The organism is Novosphingobium arvoryzae, assembly GCF_014652615.1.
Classification (GTDB): Bacteria; Pseudomonadota; Alphaproteobacteria; order Sphingomonadales; family Sphingomonadaceae; genus Novosphingobium; species Novosphingobium arvoryzae.
In genome coordinates this window covers 243,742-261,789 of sequence record NZ_BMZD01000003.1, presented here as the reverse complement: position 1 = coordinate 261,789, position 18,048 = coordinate 243,742, and the positions used below count along the sequence as shown (strand labels likewise).

The window sequence follows — 18,048 nt, the reverse complement described above, 5'->3', positions numbered from 1 at the left end:
GCACCGTCCCGGTAACCCGGATTGGTCCGAAAGTGCTCTAGCGCCGCTTGCCCTGATGGCGGATATTGCCCGGCCGTCCGCGCTTTCCGACCAGATGCTTGCCGCGCGGCTTGAGCGGTAACGGGCTGCGACCGCGCGGTTCGATGGCGTGGCTGTCCTCCGGCTCGAACTTCAGCGCGCCGGTCAGCGGGTTGGCTTCCGCCAGCCGCAGCCGCAGGATATCGCCCATGGCATAGCGGGTGCCGCTGCTGTCACCGACCAGCACTTGCGCCTTCTCATCGTATGAGAACCGCTCGTCTCCCAGGGTGGAGATCGGCACGAGGCCATCCCCGCCCAGCCCGATGATCGTGGCGAACAGCCCGAATTTCTGGACGCCCGACACGCGCGTGTCGAACACCTCGCCCACCCGGCTGGCCAGCCAGGCCGCGACGTAGCGGTCGATCGTCTCGCGCTCGGCCTCCATGGCGCGGCGTTCGGCGGCGCTGATCGCCTCGCTCACCCGGCCGAGATCCGCTCGGTCGCGGTCGGACAGGCCAGACGACGGCGGCAGATCGTCCCTGGGTGCGGGTTGCTCCAGATGCAACGCATCCACCAGCGCGCGGTGCACCAGCAAGTCGGCATAGCGGCGGATCGGCGAGGTGAAGTGCGCATAGCTGCCCAGCGCCAGCCCGAAATGGCCTGCATTGCGCGGCCCGTAATAGGCCTGGGTCTGGCTGCGCAGCACCGCCTCCATGATCAGCGCTTTTTCAGATTCGTCTGCAATATCCTTGATGAAGCGGTTGAAAATGCTTGGAGTTATGACCTGACCCAGCGCCAGCTTGCGGTCAAACGTGGCGAGATAGTCTTTCAGCGCGACCAGCTTTTCCCGGTTGGGGGTTTCGTGGATGCGATAGACCACCGGGGCGACCTTGCTTTCCAGCGCCTTCGCCGCCGCGACGTTGGCCGCGATCATGAAGTCTTCAACCACGCGGTGTGCGTCGAGCCGTTCGCGCAGGGCGATCTGGGTGATCTTGCCCTGCTCGTCCAGCACCACACGGCGTTCCGGCAGATCGAGGTCGAGCGGTTCCCGCGCTTTGCGCGCCTCCTCCAGCGCACGCCATGCGGCCCACAGGTGCGTCAGATTGTCCGCCGCCTCGCCCTCGTCGATCCGCCGCTGGGCTTCCTCATAGGCGATCACTTCGGAAATGCGGACAATCGCACGGGTGAAACGCCATGACGTCACTTTGCCCGTGGCATCAAAGGCGAGATGACAGGCCATCGCCGCCCGGTCTTCGCCCGCGCGCAGCGAGCAGACATCGGCGCTCAGCACTTCGGGCAGCATCGGCACCACCCGGTCCGGGAAATAGACCGAATTGCCGCGCTTGCGCGCTTCGCGGTCGAGCGCGCTGCCGGGGCGGACATAGAAGCTGACGTCGGCAATCGCGATCAATGCGCGGAAACCGCCCGCACCGTCCGGCTCGGCCCAGATCGCATCGTCATGGTCGCGCGCGTCGCTGGGATCGATCGCGACGATGGGCAAATGCCGCAAGTCCTCGCGCCGCTCCTCGCTGAGCGGCAGTTTCGCGGAAAGCTGGGCTTCCTCCAGCACCTCGCCGGAAAACACGTTGGGAATGCCGTGCTTGTGGATAGCGATCAGGCTGAACGCCTTGGGTGCCAGCGGATCGCCCAGGATCGCGGTGACTTTCACACCCGCGCGCGGGCTGCGCCCGGCAGGCTCTGCCAGCACGAGCTGCCCGGCTTCGGCCCCGCCGAGGTCGGCGATGGGCGCGGCATGGCGTTCGCGCTTGTCGACCGGGGCAAGCCAGCCCTTGCCGGTGCCATCGATCTCCACCACGCCCATGACCTGATCGGCCATCGCGGGCAGCACCTTGATCGGAAAGGCGATCCAGCCGGTGGCGGTTTCTTCGGTCCGGGCGAGCACGCGGTCGCCCTTCTTCACGGCGGCGCTGCCGCGCGGCTTCTGCCCGCGCACCCGTTCGATCAGGCGGACGCGCGGCGGCGGCGTGGCATCATCGGGCTGCCAGTTGTCGGGCACGGCAACGGCCTCGCCCTCGTCGATGTCGACCACGCGCAGCACCGTCACCTTGGGCACGCCGCCCATGCGGTGGAAGGCGGTGCGGTTGCCGTCGATCAGGCCTTCATCGGCCATGTCGCGCAGCAACGCCTTGAGCTGGATCTTCTCCTGCCCCTTCAACCCGAACGCCTTGGCAATCTCGCGCTTGCCGGCCGGTTCGGCGGAATTTGATATGAAATCAAGTACCTGCTGGCGAGATGGCAGACCTTGCGGGAGCTTTCCCTTGGGAGTGTTGGCGCCCTTTGAGGATTTGAAACTGGCCACCCGCTCAGCCCGCACGCGGCAGGAAGGCGCCGCCCGGAACGGCGGAAGAAACCGGGCTCTCAGTGCCGTCTGCGCCAATCGCGCTGACCCCGAACAGCCAGTCATCCCCGCGCACGCCATCCAGCTTCAGCGAGGTGGCGGCCGGATCGTCGATCCGCACCGGTTCGCCCCAGTCGCGCACATCGGTGCGGCGGCGCCACACGCGGTAGGCAACCGCACCGGCGGCAGGCTGCCACTTGACCGTGGTGAAAGTCTGCACGGCAGCTTCGGCCGAGGTCACGGGTGGCAGCGGCGCGCGCGCCAGGCGGTCCGCCACCGCGATGTTCAGGCGCGTGACGCGGGCGAGATAGGGAAAGTCCATCTCGTCGATAGTGTCGCCATAGACCGTGCCGTTCTCCGTCCGCAGATCCTGATGCTGGTGGTCGTAATCTTCGACTGCAACCGAGAAGCGGATCGCCGGAACGCCCGCTTCCTGGAACGGCAACTGGTCCCCGCCCCGGCCCATCCGGTCCGCGCGCCAGACCTGCCGGACATTCAGACCGGTCGGAACAGTGCTGGCCACATCATTGATATAGCGCGAAAGATTGCGGCTAGGGCTGTCGTTTTCACCGCCAAACCGGCGGGCCTGCGCGCGCAGGCGGTCATCGCCATCGGCGCGCGGGCCTTCGGAGAACACGCGCACGTTGCCATCGTCGATTAGTCCGTCCGACCCGCGCGAATTGCCGACGATGTCGTTGTTGAGCACGGCCTTGACCGTCCAGCCCTGTTCCTTGGCGTAATCCGCCAGCAGCCGTCCGCCAAGCAGGCCCTGCTCCTCGCCCGAAAGCGCGGCATAGACTACGGTGGTCGGGAACGTGCGCTGCGACAGCACGCGCGCGGCTTCCAAGACGAGCGTCGTGCCGGAGGCATCGTCGTTCGCACCGGGGGCATCGATGGTGGCGTTCATCACATCGGAGGCGCGGCTGTCGATATGCGCCTGGATGATCACGACCTCGCTGGGACGCTCGGTGCCGCGCTGGATCGCGACGACATTGACGAGGCGGGTCGGCACGGGGACGCGCTCGGCCGTGACCATGCGCTCAGGCAAGGCGATTTCGAGGCAATTGCCACAGGCCGTTGACGCCTTGCGAAATTCCGCTTCAGCCCAGCGCCGGGCGGCACCGATCCCGCGCTTGGGATCGTCCTGCACGGACATCGTGTGGCGGGTGCCGAACGACACGAGCCGCTCCACGTCGGCACGCAGCCGCGCTTCGGATACTTCCGGCGCAGCGGCAGCCAGCGGGCTGGCGAGCGAGAGCGCCAGCAGCGCGGCAAATTTAGTACGCACGGGCGACATAGATGCGCTCCACGGCGGGCTCCCCGGTGAACGGGCAGGTGCCGGAAACCGGCTCGGCGTTCATCGGCGTGTTGCGGATGGTCAGCTTCAAGGCCTTCAGCGTGGCGACCACGGCGTCGAGCGCGGCCCCGGTCGGGCGCGACCAGCCAAGCTCGACCCAGCCCGGATAGCGCTTGTCTTCGGCAAAGAATGCTTCCAGCCCGGCAAGGTCGGTCACCCCGCGATGGATCTGCGCATCGCGCCGCGCGGTCGCTTCGGCATGGAGCGAGGCCTGGACGGATTCCAGTTCACCCACGGCGGCGGCGAGGAACTCCTCGCGCGACTGGGCGACGAAGTTGACCTTGCCGTCCTCGCGCCACAGGCGGTCGCGTCGGACCACGGAAACCTGCCCGCCAGCGGCATCGCGCCCGCCGATTTCAAGGATCAGCGGCACGCCCTTCTTGACCCAGCCCCAGCGCTTTTGCGTGGCCTTGCCGGCGCGCTTGTCGAGCAGCACGCGGACCGGCTCGCCCAGCGCCCACTGGCTGGCAAGGGCTGCACGCAGTTCCTCGCAATAGGCCAGCAGGGCTTCGTCGCCGTCATCATCGCGCAGCATCGGCAGGATCACGATCTGCTGCGGCGCGATGCGCGGCGGCACGCGCAGGCCGTCATCGTCGCCGTGGGTCATGATGACGCCGCCGATCAGGCGGGTCGAGACGCCCCAGCTGGTGGTGTGGCACAGCTGCTGGCCGCCTTCGCGGTCCTGGTACTTGATGCCTGCCGCCTCGGCGAAACCGGTGCCGAGGTAGTGTGAGGTGCCAGCCTGCAACGCCTTGCCATCCTGCATCATCGCCTCGATCGAATAGGTCGCGACCGCGCCGGGGAAGCGTTCATTCTCAGGCTTTTCGCCCGCGATCACCGGCATCGCCAGATCGCTTTCGGCATGATCGCGGTACATTTCCAGCGCGCGCAGCGTTTCAGCCATGGCGTCGGCGCGGTCGGCGTGCGCGGTGTGGCCTTCCTGCCAGAGGAATTCGCTGGTGCGCAGGAACATCCGGGTGCGCATTTCCCAGCGCACGACGTTCGCCCACTGGTTGGTCAGCAGCGGCAGGTCGCGCCACGACTGGACCCACCGGCTCATCGCCTGGCCGATCACCGTTTCGGAGGTCGGGCGCACGATCAGCGGCTCTTCCAGCTTGGCCTCGGGATCGGGCACCAGCCCGCCCTTCCCGTCCTGGATCAGGCGGTGATGGGTGACGACGGCCATTTCCTTGGCAAAGCCGTCAACATGCTCGGCCTCCTTGGCGAAGTAGGACAGCGGGATGAACAGCGGGAAATAGCAGTTCTGCACGCCGGCCGCCTTGATCCGGGCGTCCATCAGGTGCTGGATGCGTTCCCAGATGCCATAGCCCCACGGCTTGATCACCATGCAGCCGCGAACGCCCGATTCCTCGGCCATTTCGGCTTCTGCGATGACTTCCTGATACCAGGCGGCGAAATCGGCTTCGCGGGTGACGGACAGGGCGTGGCGAATTTTGGCTTGAGTCATGTCCGCGCTGTTAGCGGGACATGACGCCGGGTTCAAACGCTATGGCGCAGGCCCGCGCTTACTTCCCCAGCTTGTCGAGCTGCTTTTGCATTTCCGCCATCTGCGCGCGCAGGGCGGCGATCTCGTCGTCCTGCTCCTTGTCGTGGCTGCTGGGCTTGTCATCGCCCAGTGCGGGCATAAAGGCCGTGGCGGCCGCCTTGAACATCGCGATGTTCTGCTGGGCCAGCTTGGCCAGCGGGTTGTTGCCCAGGCTGTCCTCGAACGCCTGGCGCAGCTTGGACTGATTCGAGCGGAAGTTTTCCATCGACGCTTCGAGGTAATGCGGGACCAGTCCCTGCATCGAATTGCCGTACATCGAGATCAGTTGGCGCAGGAAATTCACCGGCAGCATCTGTTCGCCGCTGGCGCTTTCCTCGTCCATGATGATCTGGGTCAGGATCTGGTGCGTGATATCGGTGCCGCTCTTGGCATCGACGACTTTGAAATCGACGCCGTCGCGGGTCATCTTCGCCAGATGGTCTAGCGTGATATAGCTGGACGACTGGGTGTTATAGAGCCGCCGGTTGGCGTATTTCTTGATGACGACGGTTTCGCCCTTAGCCTCGCTCATGCCTGATCCCCTAGGCCTAATTTTGTGCACGTTAGCACTTGCAGCAACGGCATTGCAACATAAGCTTTGGATGATGGGCATTCCCCGCGATCAGCGGGCGAAGCGGCGGCCCAGCAGGGTGAGTAGCTCGTATTGCGAAAGCCCGCTGCGTTCGGAGGCTTCTGGCAGGGCATAGGCCACGTCCAGCCAATCGCCTTCGCGCAAGTCCGGGGCACCGCCGAGGTCCACCACGGTCATGTCCATCGAGACCCGCCCCAGCACTGGCAGGTCCGCGCCGCCCGCGCGCATCAGCCCTTTGCCCGACCAGCACCGCAGATAGCCGTCGGCGTAACCGATGCTGACCACCCCCACCCGCATCGGCGATGTTGCGGTAAAGGTGGCGTTATAGCCGACGCTGTCCCCCGCCTGCAGTTGGCGCACCTGCATGATCGCGGCCTGCGGGCAGACCACCTGGCGGATTTCCCCGGCCAGCGCGGCACAGGGAACCCCGCCATAGAGCGCGAGGCCGGGCCGGGTCAGGTCCCCCAGAAAGGCCCCGCCCAGCGCAATGCCCGCGCTGTTGGCGAGGGCGGCGCGGCGGTGGCGGACCACCGCCCGCGCGGCCTGCCAGCGTTCCAGTTGAGACGCGTTCAGCGGATTGTCGGGTTCCTCCGACGCGGCGAGGTGCGAATGCAGCACGTCGATGTCGAGCGCGGCAAGCAGTGGATCCGACAGATCGGCCAGGCTGACGCCCAGCCGGTTGATCCCGGTATCGACCATCAGGTCACACGCCCCGCCCCCCGCTTCCTGCCAGAGACGGGCCTGATGCAGCGAGTTGATCACCGGGCGCACACCCGCCGCGCGGGCCCATGCTGCATCTGCTGCAGTCAGCGGGCCGTGCAGCACGGCGATCCGGCTGGCGGGGACATGGTCCAGCAGCTCGGGAACTTCGGACCAGTGCGCGACGAAGAAATCATCGCAGCCCGCCGCGCGCAGCACGGGCGCGACCTGCGCCGCGCCGACGCCATAGGCGTTCGCCTTCACCGCCGCTCCGGCCCGCGCCGGACCGGACAACCGGTCCAGCGCGCGCCAGTTGGCGGTCAGGGCAGACGCATCGATCGAGAGGCGCAGGGGTGACGTGGGTGCGTCAGGCCGCATCGTCGGCATAGTCGCGCGGCAATCCGCCCTTCAGGCCCCACATCGCCACCACCAGCGCCATCAGCACGACCGCCCAGGTGTACCACAACCCCGAATAGGGATCGCCGGTGCGCGCGACGATGTAGCTGGCGATGAACGGCAGGAACCCGCCGAAATAGCCGGTGCCGATGTGATAGGGGATCGACATCGAGCTATAGCGCACGCGCGGCGGGAACATCTCCGCGAGCAGCGCGGCAACGGGGCCATAGGTTGCGGCGGACAGCGCCATCAGCACCATGAGCGCGGCGACTATCAGGGCCGACTGGGTGAACGAGGGCTTGTGCTTTTCAAAGTTGAACACCGTGCTGCCGACCAGTTCCTCGATCTGCGCCTTGCGCACCTTGGCGTCGGCCCAGTCCAGATTATCGAGCGGATAGGCCTTGCCCTCGGCCGTCACGAGTTCGAGCGCGGCACCCTGCTCCAGCGTGTAGGTTGCCCCCGCGCCAGCGAAGTCGCCCATCAGCTTGCCGCAGTTGGTTTCCTGCACCGTGGCGAACGGATTGTAATCGCAATCCGGTCCGCGCAGCGTCCACTCGATCGCCGCGCTTTGCGCCGGGTTCTTGGCGGCATAGCCCATGAACCAATAGGTCGGGAAAAGCAGCAGCAAGGTCAGCGCGTAACCGATCACGATCGGCTTCTTGCGCCCGACCTTGTCCGACAGGTGCCCGAAATAGAGGTAGAACAGCATCCCGAGCATGGCGGAAATGCCGACGATGATTTCAGCCGTGGTATCCTCCACGTGCATGGCCGATTTCAGGAACGACAGCCCGCTGAACATCGCGGTGTACCAGATCACGGTCAGGCCCGCGGCGATGCCGAACAGGGCAATGAAGATGCGCTTCTTGTTGCCGGGATAGGTGAAGCTTTCGACGAAGGGATTGCCGGCGATCTCGCCCTCTTCCTTCATCGCCTGGAACACCGGGCTTTCCGACAACTTGAAGCGCATCCACAGCGAAATGGCCAGCAGCGCGAGGCTGAGCAGGAACGGCACGCGCCAGCCCCATTCGCTCCAGGTTTCCGGGCTCATCGCCGCCTTGCAGCCCAGCACCACGACCAGGCTGAGCACGAACCCGCCCACCACGCTGGCCTGGATGTAGCTGGTGAAATAGCCGCGCTTTTCAAACGGGGCGTGTTCCGCCACGTAAATCGCCGCGCCGCCATATTCGCCGCCCAGCGCCAGCCCCTGCAGGATCCGCAGGATAATGATGATCGCGGGCGCCCAGTAACCGATGGTATCGGCCGAGGGGACCAGCCCGACGCCCGCCGTGGCGATGCCCATCAGGGTCACCGTGACGAGGAAGGTATACTTGCGGCCCAGCTTGTCGCCCAGATAGCCGAACAGCACGGCGCCCAGCGGGCGGAAGCCGAACCCGACCGCGAAGACCAGCCAGAACAGCAGCATTTCCAGCGTGGCGTTGCCGGTCGGGAAGAAGGTCTTCGACAGGATCGCCCCGAGCGTGCCGTAGATGAAGAAATCATACCATTCGAACACCGTCCCCATCGACGAGGCGGTAATGACCAGCCGCATGTCCGATGCGGTTGGTTCGACGTGCTGCGCCGGTTCGGCCATGGATTCCCCCGATAAGTTCGCTTTGCCCCTGCTCTAGCGAGGGTTTCAGGCCGTGGGAAGCGCCTCCAGCGCGGCGCGCCACGGCAGCAGCATCGCGCCGTGCCGACCGGGGAAATCGCGCGCCGGGGCAATCGCGTCCAGTCCGGGCCAGTCCGGCTGTGGACCGCTGGCGGTGAGCCAGCCTTCGAGCGCGGCCAGCGTTCGGGTGATGGCGGCGCGGTCCGCCCCGGCGGCATGGCTGGCGAAGATGGCCGCGGCGGCCTGTCCGATGGCGCAGGCCTGCGCTTTCAGGCCGATGCGGGCCACGCGACCGTGATCGTCAAGCGCCAGAGCGACCGTCAGCGTGCTGCCGCAAGCCGGGGAACGGGCACTGCCGGTCAGCGGCAGGTCGGCCGTCAGCGGCCAGTTTGCCAGACTGGTGGCAAGCGCCAGCACTTCTGGCGAATAGAGCCGCGCAGCCGATGCCATAGCTCAATCCTTGCGGGCCGCGCGGGCCTCGTCTTCCTTCAGCTGGCGGGCTTCTTCCTCGGCCGCGGCCTTGCGGCGCTCGGCGATCATCTGGACCAGCTCCTCGCTGGCCGCGTTGACGAAGGGGTAGCTGCGCGACAGCTTGATCCAGTCGGGCCGGCCGCCCGGCCCCCAGACCGTGTCATAGCCCAGCACCAGCACCGAAAAGCCCACCACGGTAATCAGCGCGCCCTTGATCGCGCCGAACCCGAACCCGATCAGCCGGTCAATCGGACCCAGCACGGAATTGCGGCTCGCCTCGCCCATGCGGGTGGCGAGCAGCTTGAAGATGGCGAAAGGCACCAGCAGCAGCAGCGCGAAAGCCAGCACCGCCGCGCCGGATTCGGTGCCGACATGGGGGATCAGGGCTTCCGCCAGTGGGGTGTGCAGGTTGCGGATCGCCACCATCGAGACGACCCACGCGGCCAGCGCCAGCACTTCCTGCACGAAGCCGCGCAGGAACCCGGTGATTGCGCCCATCCCGATCAGGACCAGCACGGCGATGTCAAAACCCGTCATGCCCGCGAATCTAGGTTCCGCCCATGATCCGGTCAACGAGATTTGGCAGGACTGACAGGCCCTTGTAGCGCGCACCATCGGTCCGTTCAGGCGCATCGCCGGGGCCGAACGCCTGGGCAAAGCCCAGCTTGGCGGATTCGCGCAGGCGGATGGAGGAGTGCGCGACCGGGCGGATCTCTCCCGCCAGCGAAACTTCGCCATACCACACCGCATCGGCGGGCAGCGGCTTGTCCGCCAGCGCGGAAATCAGCGCCGCGGCCACCGCAAGGTCTGCTGCCGGATCGGCCAGCCGGTAACCGCCCGCAACGTTGAGGTACACTTCCGCGCTGGAAAAGCTGAGGCCGCAGCGCGCTTCCAGCACGGCCAGCAGCATCGCCATGCGGCCGTTGTCCCAGCCCACCACCGCGCGGCGCGGGGTGGCGCCGCTGGCCAGGCGTACGATCAGCGCCTGGATTTCGACCAGCACCGGCCGCGTCCCTTCCATCGCCGGGAACACCGCGCTGCCCGCAACCGGGTTCTCGCGGCCGGACAGGAACAGGAGCGAAGGGTTGCCCACTTCGGTCAGCCCCTGCCCCTCCATCGCGAAAACGCCGATTTCATCGACCGGACCGAACCGGTTCTTCAGGCTGCGCAGGATGCGGTACTGGTGGCTGCGTTCGCCCTCGAAGCTCATCACCACGTCGACCATGTGTTCCAGCACGCGCGGCCCGGCAATGTTGCCGTCCTTGGTGACATGGCCGACCAGCACCAGCGCGACGCCGTTTTCCTTGGCATAGCGGATCAGTTCGAACGCGCAGCCGCGCACCTGGCTGACCGTGCCGGGAGCGCCTTCGATCTGGTCGGAATGCATCGTCTGGATCGAATCGATAATCAGCAGCGCGGGCGGCTCCATCTGGCCCAGCGTGGTCAGGATATCGCGGACCGAGGTTGCCGCCGCCAGCTGGATCGGCGCTTTTGCCAGCCCCAGCCGCTCAGCCCGCAAGCGCACCTGCCCGGCGGCTTCTTCCCCGCTGATATAGACCGCCGCGCCGCCGCTCATGGCAATCTTCGCCGTGGCTTGCAGCAGCAGGGTCGATTTGCCGATGCCCGGTTCCCCGCCCATCAGGATCGCCGATCCGGGGACAAGGCCGCCGCCCAGCGCCCGGTCGAATTCCGGCAACCCGGTGGTACGCCGCACCGGCATCTCGCCCGGCGCGTCGAGCGGTTCGAACCGGATCGCGCGCCCGCCGGAGGACAGGTCATGCTTTTGCGAGAACACCGTCTGCGGGGCTTCTTCCGTCAGCGAGTTCCATTCACCGCAGTCGGGGCATTGCCCCTGCCAGCGGTGGGTTTCACTGCCGCAGGCGGCGCAGACATATCGGCGTTTCGGCTTGGCCATGGCTGGTCGATAAATGGAACGAAAGTGGAACGCAAGCGCCTCGCCGACACTTTTGCCATCAGCCGCGCATTTTCCCGCAAGGGATGGATTGGCGCCGTTCATCATTATCTGCCACAAGTTAAGGCCGTAAACTCATCAACGGCACCATCGTGGTTTGAGTCAAAATGGCTCAGTGCAAGGAAGGAAAGCGTGGGGAATATGTCGATATTTCGAGCTTTCCTGACGCAGCAATGGGCCATTTTGGCCAAATCCCTTCGGGACGGCGGAATGGCTTCCATCTCGAACAAACCCGCCCTTGAAAAGGCAGCCAGCCTTTCCGGCGTGCGGCTTCGCCCGATCTGTTTGCCATTCCGCCGCCTCGATGGTGCCGTTGATGAGTTTACGGCCTGATCCATGCGGCAGAAGGAACTTCGCATCGCTCTGGTGTGCTACGGCGGGGTCAGCCTCGCCGTCTACATGCACGGCGTCACCAAGGAGCTGTGGAAACTGGCCCGCGCCAGCCGCGCGCTGCATGACGATACCCCGCCGGCCGAGGGCGATACCGAGGCGGTCTATTGCAAGCTGCTCCACACCATCGAGCGCCACCACGGCCTGCGCCTGCGGGTGCTGCCGGACATCATCGCCGGGGCCAGCGCGGGCGGGATCAACGGGGTCTTCCTGGCGCAGGCGATCCATTCCGGCCAGTCGCTGGAGCCTTTGACCGACCTTTGGCTGGAACGCGCCGATGTCGACGTGCTGACCGATCCCGATGCGCGGCCCCTTTCCCGCATAACCAAGTTCTGGGCGATGCCGCTGGTCTACTGGATGCTGAAGCGCCCCGGCAACGCGGTGTCATCCAGCGTCGCGCCGGAAACGCGCGGCGAAGTGCGCGCGAAACTGTCGCGCCTGATCCGCTCGCGCTGGTTTGAACCGCCGTTCGGGGGGCTGGGCTTCTCGCGCCTGCTGGCGGAAGCGCTGGAAGCGATGGCCGCCAGTCAGGCCAGCGCGCCGCTGCTGCCGCCGGGCCATCCGCTCGACCTGTTCGTCACCGCCACCGATTTTCGCGGGCGGCTGCAAAAGCTGCGACTGCACAGCCCCGCCGTGGCCGAGGAGAGCGAGCACCGCCTGTCGATCGGGTTTCGGGCAGATACGCCCGCAGCCCCCGGCGGCAAGCTGGCCGCGCCGCTTGAACTGGTCTTCGCCGCACGCGCCACGGCCAGTTTTCCCGGTGCCTTTCCGGCGCTGCAACTGGCCGAGATCGACGCCCTCGCGCAGGAACGCGGGCAGGCCTGGCCGAGCCGCACCGCCTTTGTCGAGCGCATCATGCCGGAGCACAGCCACAGCGGCACGGCCGAGCAGGTTGCGCTGATCGACGGGTCGGTGCTGGTCAACGCCCCCTTTGCCGAGGCCATGCAGGTGCTGCGCGACCGGCCCGCGCAGCGCGAGGTGGACCGCCGCTTCGTCTACATCGACCCCCGGCCAGACCGGGTGGGCGGCCTGCGCCGGGGCGATCCGCGCCCGCCGGGATTTTTCCCGGTGATCTTCGGCTCGCTCTCGTCGATCCCGCGCGAACAGCCGGTGCGGGACAATCTGGAGGAGATCGAGCGCCGCTCACGCGAGCTGATCGCGCTGCGCCAGATGATCGATGCCTTGCGCCCCGAAGTGGAGGAAGCGGTCGAACGCCTGTTCGGGCGCACGCTGTTCCTTGACCGGCCAACCGTGAAGCGCCTCGGCGCGTGGCGGGCCAAGGCGCAGCAGGCCGCGGCGGAGCGGGCCGGGTTTGCCTACCATGCCTATGGCCAGGTCAAGTTCACCGGGATCGTCGACGCGCTGGCGGAAGATATCCACGCGGCCGTGCCCGAACTCCATCCGCAGGGGGCAGCGCCCATTGCGGAGCGGCTGGCGGCACATCTGGCCGCGCAGGGGCTCGATCGGATTTCCGCCCTGTCGCGCGGCGCCTCGCCCCAGGCCATCGACTTTTTCCGCGACCACGACTTGCGCTACCGGATCCGCCGCCTGCGGTTGCTGGCGCGGCGGCTGTCGGAAGACTGGGAGGACATCGAGGCCAGCGCCCCCGGCGCGCGCGAAACGGCGCGTGATGCGGTCTATCGCGCGCTGGCGCTCTATTTCGATCGCGAGGCGACGAGCGCGCTGGGCCGTGATTTCCACGCCATTGCCCGTCAGGTGCTCGAACAGCCCGGACTGGTGCTGGAAACGATGGCCAACCGCCGCCAGCTGGCCGCGACCGACCTCGTCGTCGATGCGCTGCTGGTCGAGGCGATGGCCCCGCTCCCGCGCGAATTGCGGCGGCGCATCCTGCTGACCTACCTCGGCTTCCCCTTCTACGACACGGTCACGCTGCCGCTGCTGCGCGGGCTGGGCAGCAGCGAGCTGGAACCGGCCAAGGTCGACCGGATCTCACCGGAGGACTGCAATGCCATCCGCGAAGGCGGCGCGCAGACCAGCTTGCGCGGGGTGGAGTTCTACAATTTCGGCGCGTTCTTCAGCCGCGCCTACCGCGAGAACGACTACCTCTGGGGGCGGCTCCACGGAGCGGAACGGATGATCGATCTCATCGCCTCGGCCCTGCCACCGGGGCAGCTGCTCGACCCGGCGGAGGTTGCCCGGTTCAAGCATGAGGCGTTCCTGGCGATCCTCGATGCCGAGGAGAGCCGGTTGCGGACCGATCCGGGGCTGGTCGCCGGGATCAGGGACGAAGTGCTGGCCAAGGCAGCGACCTGACCGGTCAATCGGTCAGGTCGTTCCACGCTTCCTTGATCCGGTCGAAAAAGCCCTTGGACTGAGGGCATTCGTCGCCGGTTTCGGTGGCTTGCAGCTCGCGCAGCAGCTCTTTCTGGCGGGCGGTCAGCTTGGTGGGGGTTTCGACCATGATTTCCATCACCATGTCGCCGCGCCCGCGTGCCTGCAGCACGGGCATGCCCGCGCCGCGCTTGCGCAGCTGCTTGCCCGACTGGATTCCCGCCGGGATCGCGATGGTGTGATGTTCGCCGTCCAGACCCGGAATCTCGATCTCGCCGCCCAGCGCGGCCGTGGTGAAAGTGATCGGCACGCGGGTAATCAGCGTGGTCCCGTCCCGCTCGAACACGGCGTGGCGGCGGATATGGATGAAGATGTAAAGGTCGCCCGCCGGCGCGCCAAAGGGGCCGGCCTCGCCCTTCCCCGCCAGCCGGATCCGGGTGCCGGTGTCGACGCCCGGTGGGATGGTCACTTCCAGCGTCTGCGGCTTGTCCACGCGCCCTTCCCCGCCGCACGCGCGGCAGGGCTTTTCGATCACTTCGCCGCGGCCGTGGCAGGTCGGGCAGGTGCGCTCGACCATGAAGAAGCCCTGCTGCGCCCGGACCTGGCCGTGGCCGCCGCACAAGTTGCAGCGACGCGTGCCGGTGCCGGGTTCCGCGCCGGAGCCATCGCACGGTTCGCACTTGGCGGACACGTCGATCTCGATTTCGGCGGCTTTGCCGTGGAACGCATCTTCCAGCGTGATTTCGAGGTCATAGCGCAGGTCCGCGCCGCGCCGGGCCTGTTGCCGCCCGCCACCGCCGCCAAAGGCGCTGCCGAAGATCGTCTCGAAAATGTCGCCGATGTCGGAAAAGCCGCCCGCGTGTCCGCCAGCCCCGCCGCCGGGATTGCCCATCCCGCCGTTCTTGAACGCTTCGTGCCCGTAGCGGTCATAGGCCGCGCGCTTCTGCGGGTCCTTCAGGCATTCATAGGCTTCGCTGATCGCCTTGAACCGGGCTTCCGCCTCGGCATCGCCGGGGTTGCGGTCCGGGTGCCAGCGCATTGCCAGCTTGCGATAGGACGACTTGATCTTCGCGTCGTCCGCGCCGCGCTCCACTTCCAGCAGCTCGTAAAAGTCGATATCCAGAGACATGGCCCACCCTTAAAACAAGGCCGCCGCCGCGCTGCGTGGCACGGCGGCGGCCTGTTTCATCGCCTCATCAGCCCTTGTTGTTCTCGTCGACTTCCGAGAACTCGGCATCGACCACATCGTCGCCATCGGCGGCGGGGCCATCGGTGCCGGGCGAGGCCGCAGCGGCCTGTTCCTTTTCATAGATCGCCTGCCCCATCTTCATGGCCTTTTCGGTCAGGGCCTGGGTCTTGGCGGTCATTTCAGCCGGATCGCCGCTTTCGATGGCGGTCTTGGTTTCGGCAATGGCGGCTTCGATCTCGGCCTTCAGCGCGGCATCGATCTTGTCGCCATTTTCCTCAAGCTGACGCTCGGTCGCATGGACCAGGCTGTCGGCGTTGTTCTTCGCCTCGGCCAGTTCGCGGCGCTTCTTGTCTTCCTCGGCGAACTTTTCCGCGTCCTTGACCATCTGGTCGATGTCCGCATCCGACAGACCGCCAGAAGCCTGGATCTTGATCTGCTGTTCCTTGCCGGTGCCCTTGTCCTTGGCGCTGACGTTGACGATGCCGTTGGCGTCGATGTCAAAGGTCACCTCGATCTGCGGCACACCGCGCCGTGCGGGCGGAATGCCGACCAGGTCGAACTGGCCGAGGATCTTGTTGTCCGCGGCCATTTCGCGTTCGCCCTGGAACACGCGGATCGTCACAGCCTGCTGGTTGTCCTCGGCGGTCGAGAACACCTGGCTCTTCTTGGTCGGGATCGTGGTGTTGCGGTCGATCATGCGGGTGAACACGCCGCCCAGCGTCTCGATGCCCAGCGACAGCGGGGTCACGTCGAGCAGCAGCACGTCCTTGACGTCGCCCTGCAGCACGCCGGCCTGAATGGCCGCGCCCATCGCCACGACTTCGTCCGGGTTCACGCCGGTGTGCGGTTCCTTGCCGAAGAAGTCCTTCACGGCTTCGCGCACCTTGGGCATGCGGGTCATCCCGCCGACCAGCACCACTTCATCGATGTCCGCAGCCTTGAGGCCAGCGTCGGCCAGCGCCTTCTGGCAGGGGGCCATCGTGCGCTTGATCAGGTCGGCCACCATGCGCTCCAGATCGGCGCGGGTGATCGTTTCGACCAGGTGCAGCGGCGTGGTCGCCCCGCCTTCCATGCGGGCGGTGATGAACGGCAGGTTGATTTCGGTGGTCTGCGCGCTCGACAGTTCGATCTTGGCCTTTTCGGCGGCTTCCTTCAGCCGCTGCAGCGCCAGCTTGTCGGTGCGAAGGTCCAGACCTTCCTTCTTCTTGAACTGCTCGGCCAGGTATTCGACGACCTGCGTGTCGAAGTCCTCACCGCCCAGGAAGGTGTCGCCGTTGGTCGACTTCACTTCGAACACGCCGTCCCCAATTTCGAGGATCGAGATGTCGAACGTGCCGCCGCCAAGGTCGTACACGGCGATGGTCTTGCCATCGTTCTTGTCGAGACCATAGGCCAGCGCCGCCGCGGTCGGCTCGTTGATGATGCGCAGCACTTCAAGGCCCGCGATCTGGCCGGCGTCCTTGGTCGCCTGGCGCTGCGCGTCGTTGAAGTAGGCCGGCACGGTGATGACCGCCTGGGTGACGGGTTCACCCAGATAGCTTTCCGCCGTTTCCTTCATCTTCTGGAGCGTGAAGGCGCTAATCTGGCTGGGCGAATAGTCTTCGCCGCCCGCCGTGACCCACGCGTCGCCGTTCTTGCCCTTGGCAATGGTATAGGGGACGAGTTCCATGTCCTTCTTGGTCATGGGATCGTCAAAGCGGCGGCCGATCAGGCGCTTCACCGCGAAAATCGTGTTGTCGGGGTTGGTCACCGCCTGGCGCTTGGCCGGCTGGCCGATCAGGCGCTCACCATCCTTGGTGAAAGCGACGATCGACGGCGTGGTGCGCGCACCTTCCGAGTTTTCAATGACCTTCGGCTTGCCCCCATCCATAACAGCAACGCAGCTGTTGGTGGTGCCAAGGTCGATACCGATAACTTTACCCATCTCTTACCCATCCTTAGGTCGTGTGTGACACCGCGGATGCGCTTCCCAGTCCCGGCGAAGCGCCTTGGCGGCTCTATGACATGGGCGGATATAGGTGCGGTTTTGCTTGGCACAAGGGCAGCGCGGCATTAGCTGTGCGGACGTTACGCAATGTGCCGCAAAGGATTGAAAACAGTGGTTCGTGCCCGCCTGATTCTCGCCCCTGCCCTGCTGGGGCTGTCGGCCCTGTCGCTGGGGGCCTGCCAGCAGCAGCCCGCCGAAACCGCCGACGCGACGGCCGCTCCCGAAGCCAAGCCGGGGCTGGCGGTCACCGATGGGCGGCTGATCCTGCCGGTGGTGGGCGGCAACCCGGCAGGGATCTACTTCACGCTGACCAACACCGGCGACAAGCCGGGCACGCTCGCCGCCGTGTCGATCGACGGCGCGGCCAAGGCGGAAATGCACGAGACCAAGGGCGGCACGATGAGCCCGGTTCCGCAGATCGAGGTGCCCGCGGGCGGTACGGTAAAGTTCGAGCCCGGCGCGCTGCACGTGATGGCGTTCGATCTGGACGCCAAGCTGGTTGCGGGCGGGATGGCGGAAATGACGCTGACCTTTGTCGATGGCGACAAGCTGTCCGCCCCGCTCAAGATCGAAAGCCGCACCGGCGGCGACGGCATGGCCGGGATGGATCACGGTGAGGGCATGGACCACGGGAGCGGTCACTGATCCAACCGGATGCGTATTGCCCGGCCGGGGGCGAACGCCCGCTGACCGATGGCGAGGCCGCGCTGGTCCGGTCGGTATTCGGCACCGCGCTGGAACCCGCTCCGGTGCGGATCCGGCGGCGGCGCTGGCTGCCGTTCCAGCCCCGCCACGTGACGATGGCGCCGATGGGCCACCTGCACTTTCACCCCGCGTCCGACAGCTATTGCGACGATTTCAGCGCGGCGGGGATCGATCTGCAGGGGCATTTCATCCACGAAATGACCCACGTCTGGCAGACCCAGACGCGCGGCCGCTGGCACCTGATGCTGCGCCGCCATCCGCTGTGCCGCTATGACTATACGCTGAAACCCGGCTGGCCGCTGGAACGCTATGGGATCGAGCAACAGGCGGAGATCGTCCGCCATGCCTTCCTGCTGCGGCGCGGCTACGCCGTGGCGGGCATATCGGACGCCCGCGCCTATGACCTGCTGGTGAACTTTCCGGGCGCGGATTACTGAGCGGGTTTCACCTGCCCCTCACTCGTTAC

Annotated in this window: 15 protein-coding genes; 4 read left to right on the top strand and 11 right to left on the bottom strand. The window is 66.4% G+C overall.

Annotation, left to right across the window (positions count from 1 at the left end; genetic code table 11):
- Positions 1 to 37: 37 nt before the first annotated feature.
- The 9 genes from rnr to radA form a co-directional block, all read right to left on the bottom strand.
- Positions 38 to 2,338, bottom strand: a complete 2,301-nt coding sequence (gene rnr / locus IE113_RS07795) for a ribonuclease R (protein WP_229822198.1) — start codon at positions 2,336 to 2,338, stop codon at positions 38 to 40.
- Positions 2,339 to 2,342: 4 nt separating this feature from the next.
- Positions 2,343 to 3,665, bottom strand: coding sequence for a M28 family peptidase (locus IE113_RS07790; protein WP_229822196.1), 1,323 nt, complete (start codon positions 3,663 to 3,665; stop codon positions 2,343 to 2,345).
- Complete coding sequence (locus IE113_RS07785) at positions 3,655 to 5,202, bottom strand: aminoacyl--tRNA ligase-related protein (protein ID WP_189540150.1); 1,548 nt, start codon at positions 5,200 to 5,202, stop codon at positions 3,655 to 3,657. Before IE113_RS07785 ends, IE113_RS07790 begins: the two co-directional genes overlap by 11 nt.
- A 58-nt stretch (positions 5,203 to 5,260) precedes the next feature.
- A complete protein-coding gene (phaR, locus tag IE113_RS07780) occupies positions 5,261 to 5,812 on the bottom strand; it encodes a polyhydroxyalkanoate synthesis repressor PhaR (protein WP_189540148.1) in 552 nt (183 codons plus the stop codon).
- A gap of 90 nt (positions 5,813 to 5,902) precedes the next feature.
- Positions 5,903 to 6,949 carry an alanine racemase gene (alr, locus tag IE113_RS07775; RefSeq protein ID WP_189540146.1) on the bottom strand — a complete coding sequence of 349 codons (1,047 nt, stop codon included), beginning with the start codon at positions 6,947 to 6,949 and terminating at the stop codon, positions 5,903 to 5,905.
- Entirely contained in the window at positions 6,939 to 8,558 is a 1,620-nt protein-coding gene (locus IE113_RS07770) for an MFS transporter (protein ID WP_189540144.1), read from the bottom strand. The genes alr and IE113_RS07770 overlap by 11 nt, the downstream gene beginning before the upstream one ends.
- Before the next feature lie 45 nt (positions 8,559 to 8,603).
- On the bottom strand, positions 8,604 to 9,026 hold the full coding sequence (locus IE113_RS07765; protein ID WP_189540142.1) for an iron-sulfur cluster assembly scaffold protein: 423 nt from the start codon (positions 9,024 to 9,026) through the stop codon (positions 8,604 to 8,606).
- 3 nt (positions 9,027 to 9,029) lie between these two features.
- Positions 9,030 to 9,584: a CvpA family protein gene (locus IE113_RS07760; protein WP_189540140.1), complete on the bottom strand. Its 555-nt coding sequence runs from the start codon at positions 9,582 to 9,584 to the stop codon at positions 9,030 to 9,032.
- A 10-nt stretch (positions 9,585 to 9,594) separates the two neighbouring features.
- Complete coding sequence (gene radA, locus IE113_RS07755; RefSeq protein ID WP_189540138.1) at positions 9,595 to 10,962, bottom strand: DNA repair protein RadA; 1,368 nt, start codon at positions 10,960 to 10,962, stop codon at positions 9,595 to 9,597.
- A 24-nt stretch (positions 10,963 to 10,986) separates the two neighbouring features.
- On the opposite strand from radA, the gene IE113_RS07750 reads away from it, so the two are divergent.
- Both IE113_RS07750 and IE113_RS07745 read left to right on the top strand, forming a co-directional pair.
- Positions 10,987 to 11,352 carry a hypothetical protein gene (locus tag IE113_RS07750; protein WP_189540136.1) on the top strand — a complete coding sequence of 122 codons (366 nt, stop codon included), beginning with the start codon at positions 10,987 to 10,989 and terminating at the stop codon, positions 11,350 to 11,352.
- A 3-nt stretch (positions 11,353 to 11,355) separates the two neighbouring features.
- Positions 11,356 to 13,683 (top strand): patatin-like protein, encoded by a 2,328-nt coding sequence (locus IE113_RS07745; protein WP_189540135.1) that lies wholly within the window; start codon positions 11,356 to 11,358, stop codon positions 13,681 to 13,683.
- Positions 13,684 to 13,687: 4 nt separating this feature from the next.
- Here IE113_RS07745 and dnaJ read toward each other — a convergent pair whose 3' ends face one another.
- Both dnaJ and dnaK read right to left on the bottom strand, forming a co-directional pair.
- Positions 13,688 to 14,830: a molecular chaperone DnaJ gene (dnaJ, locus tag IE113_RS07740; RefSeq protein WP_189540132.1), complete on the bottom strand. Its 1,143-nt coding sequence runs from the start codon at positions 14,828 to 14,830 to the stop codon at positions 13,688 to 13,690.
- A 67-nt stretch (positions 14,831 to 14,897) separates the two neighbouring features.
- Complete coding sequence (dnaK, locus tag IE113_RS07735; RefSeq protein WP_189540130.1) at positions 14,898 to 16,814, bottom strand: molecular chaperone DnaK; 1,917 nt, start codon at positions 16,812 to 16,814, stop codon at positions 14,898 to 14,900.
- A 174-nt stretch (positions 16,815 to 16,988) separates the two neighbouring features.
- Here dnaK and IE113_RS07730 point away from each other — a divergent pair, with 174 nt between their 5' ends.
- Together IE113_RS07730 and IE113_RS07725 are read left to right on the top strand one after the other, a co-directional pair.
- Positions 16,989 to 17,522: a copper chaperone PCu(A)C gene (locus tag IE113_RS07730; RefSeq protein ID WP_229822194.1), complete on the top strand. Its 534-nt coding sequence runs from the start codon at positions 16,989 to 16,991 to the stop codon at positions 17,520 to 17,522.
- Positions 17,519 to 18,019, top strand: coding sequence for a vgr related protein (locus IE113_RS07725; protein WP_229822248.1), 501 nt, complete (start codon positions 17,519 to 17,521; stop codon positions 18,017 to 18,019). Before IE113_RS07730 ends, IE113_RS07725 begins: the two co-directional genes overlap by 4 nt.
- The last annotated feature ends 29 nt before the right edge of the window (positions 18,020 to 18,048 follow it).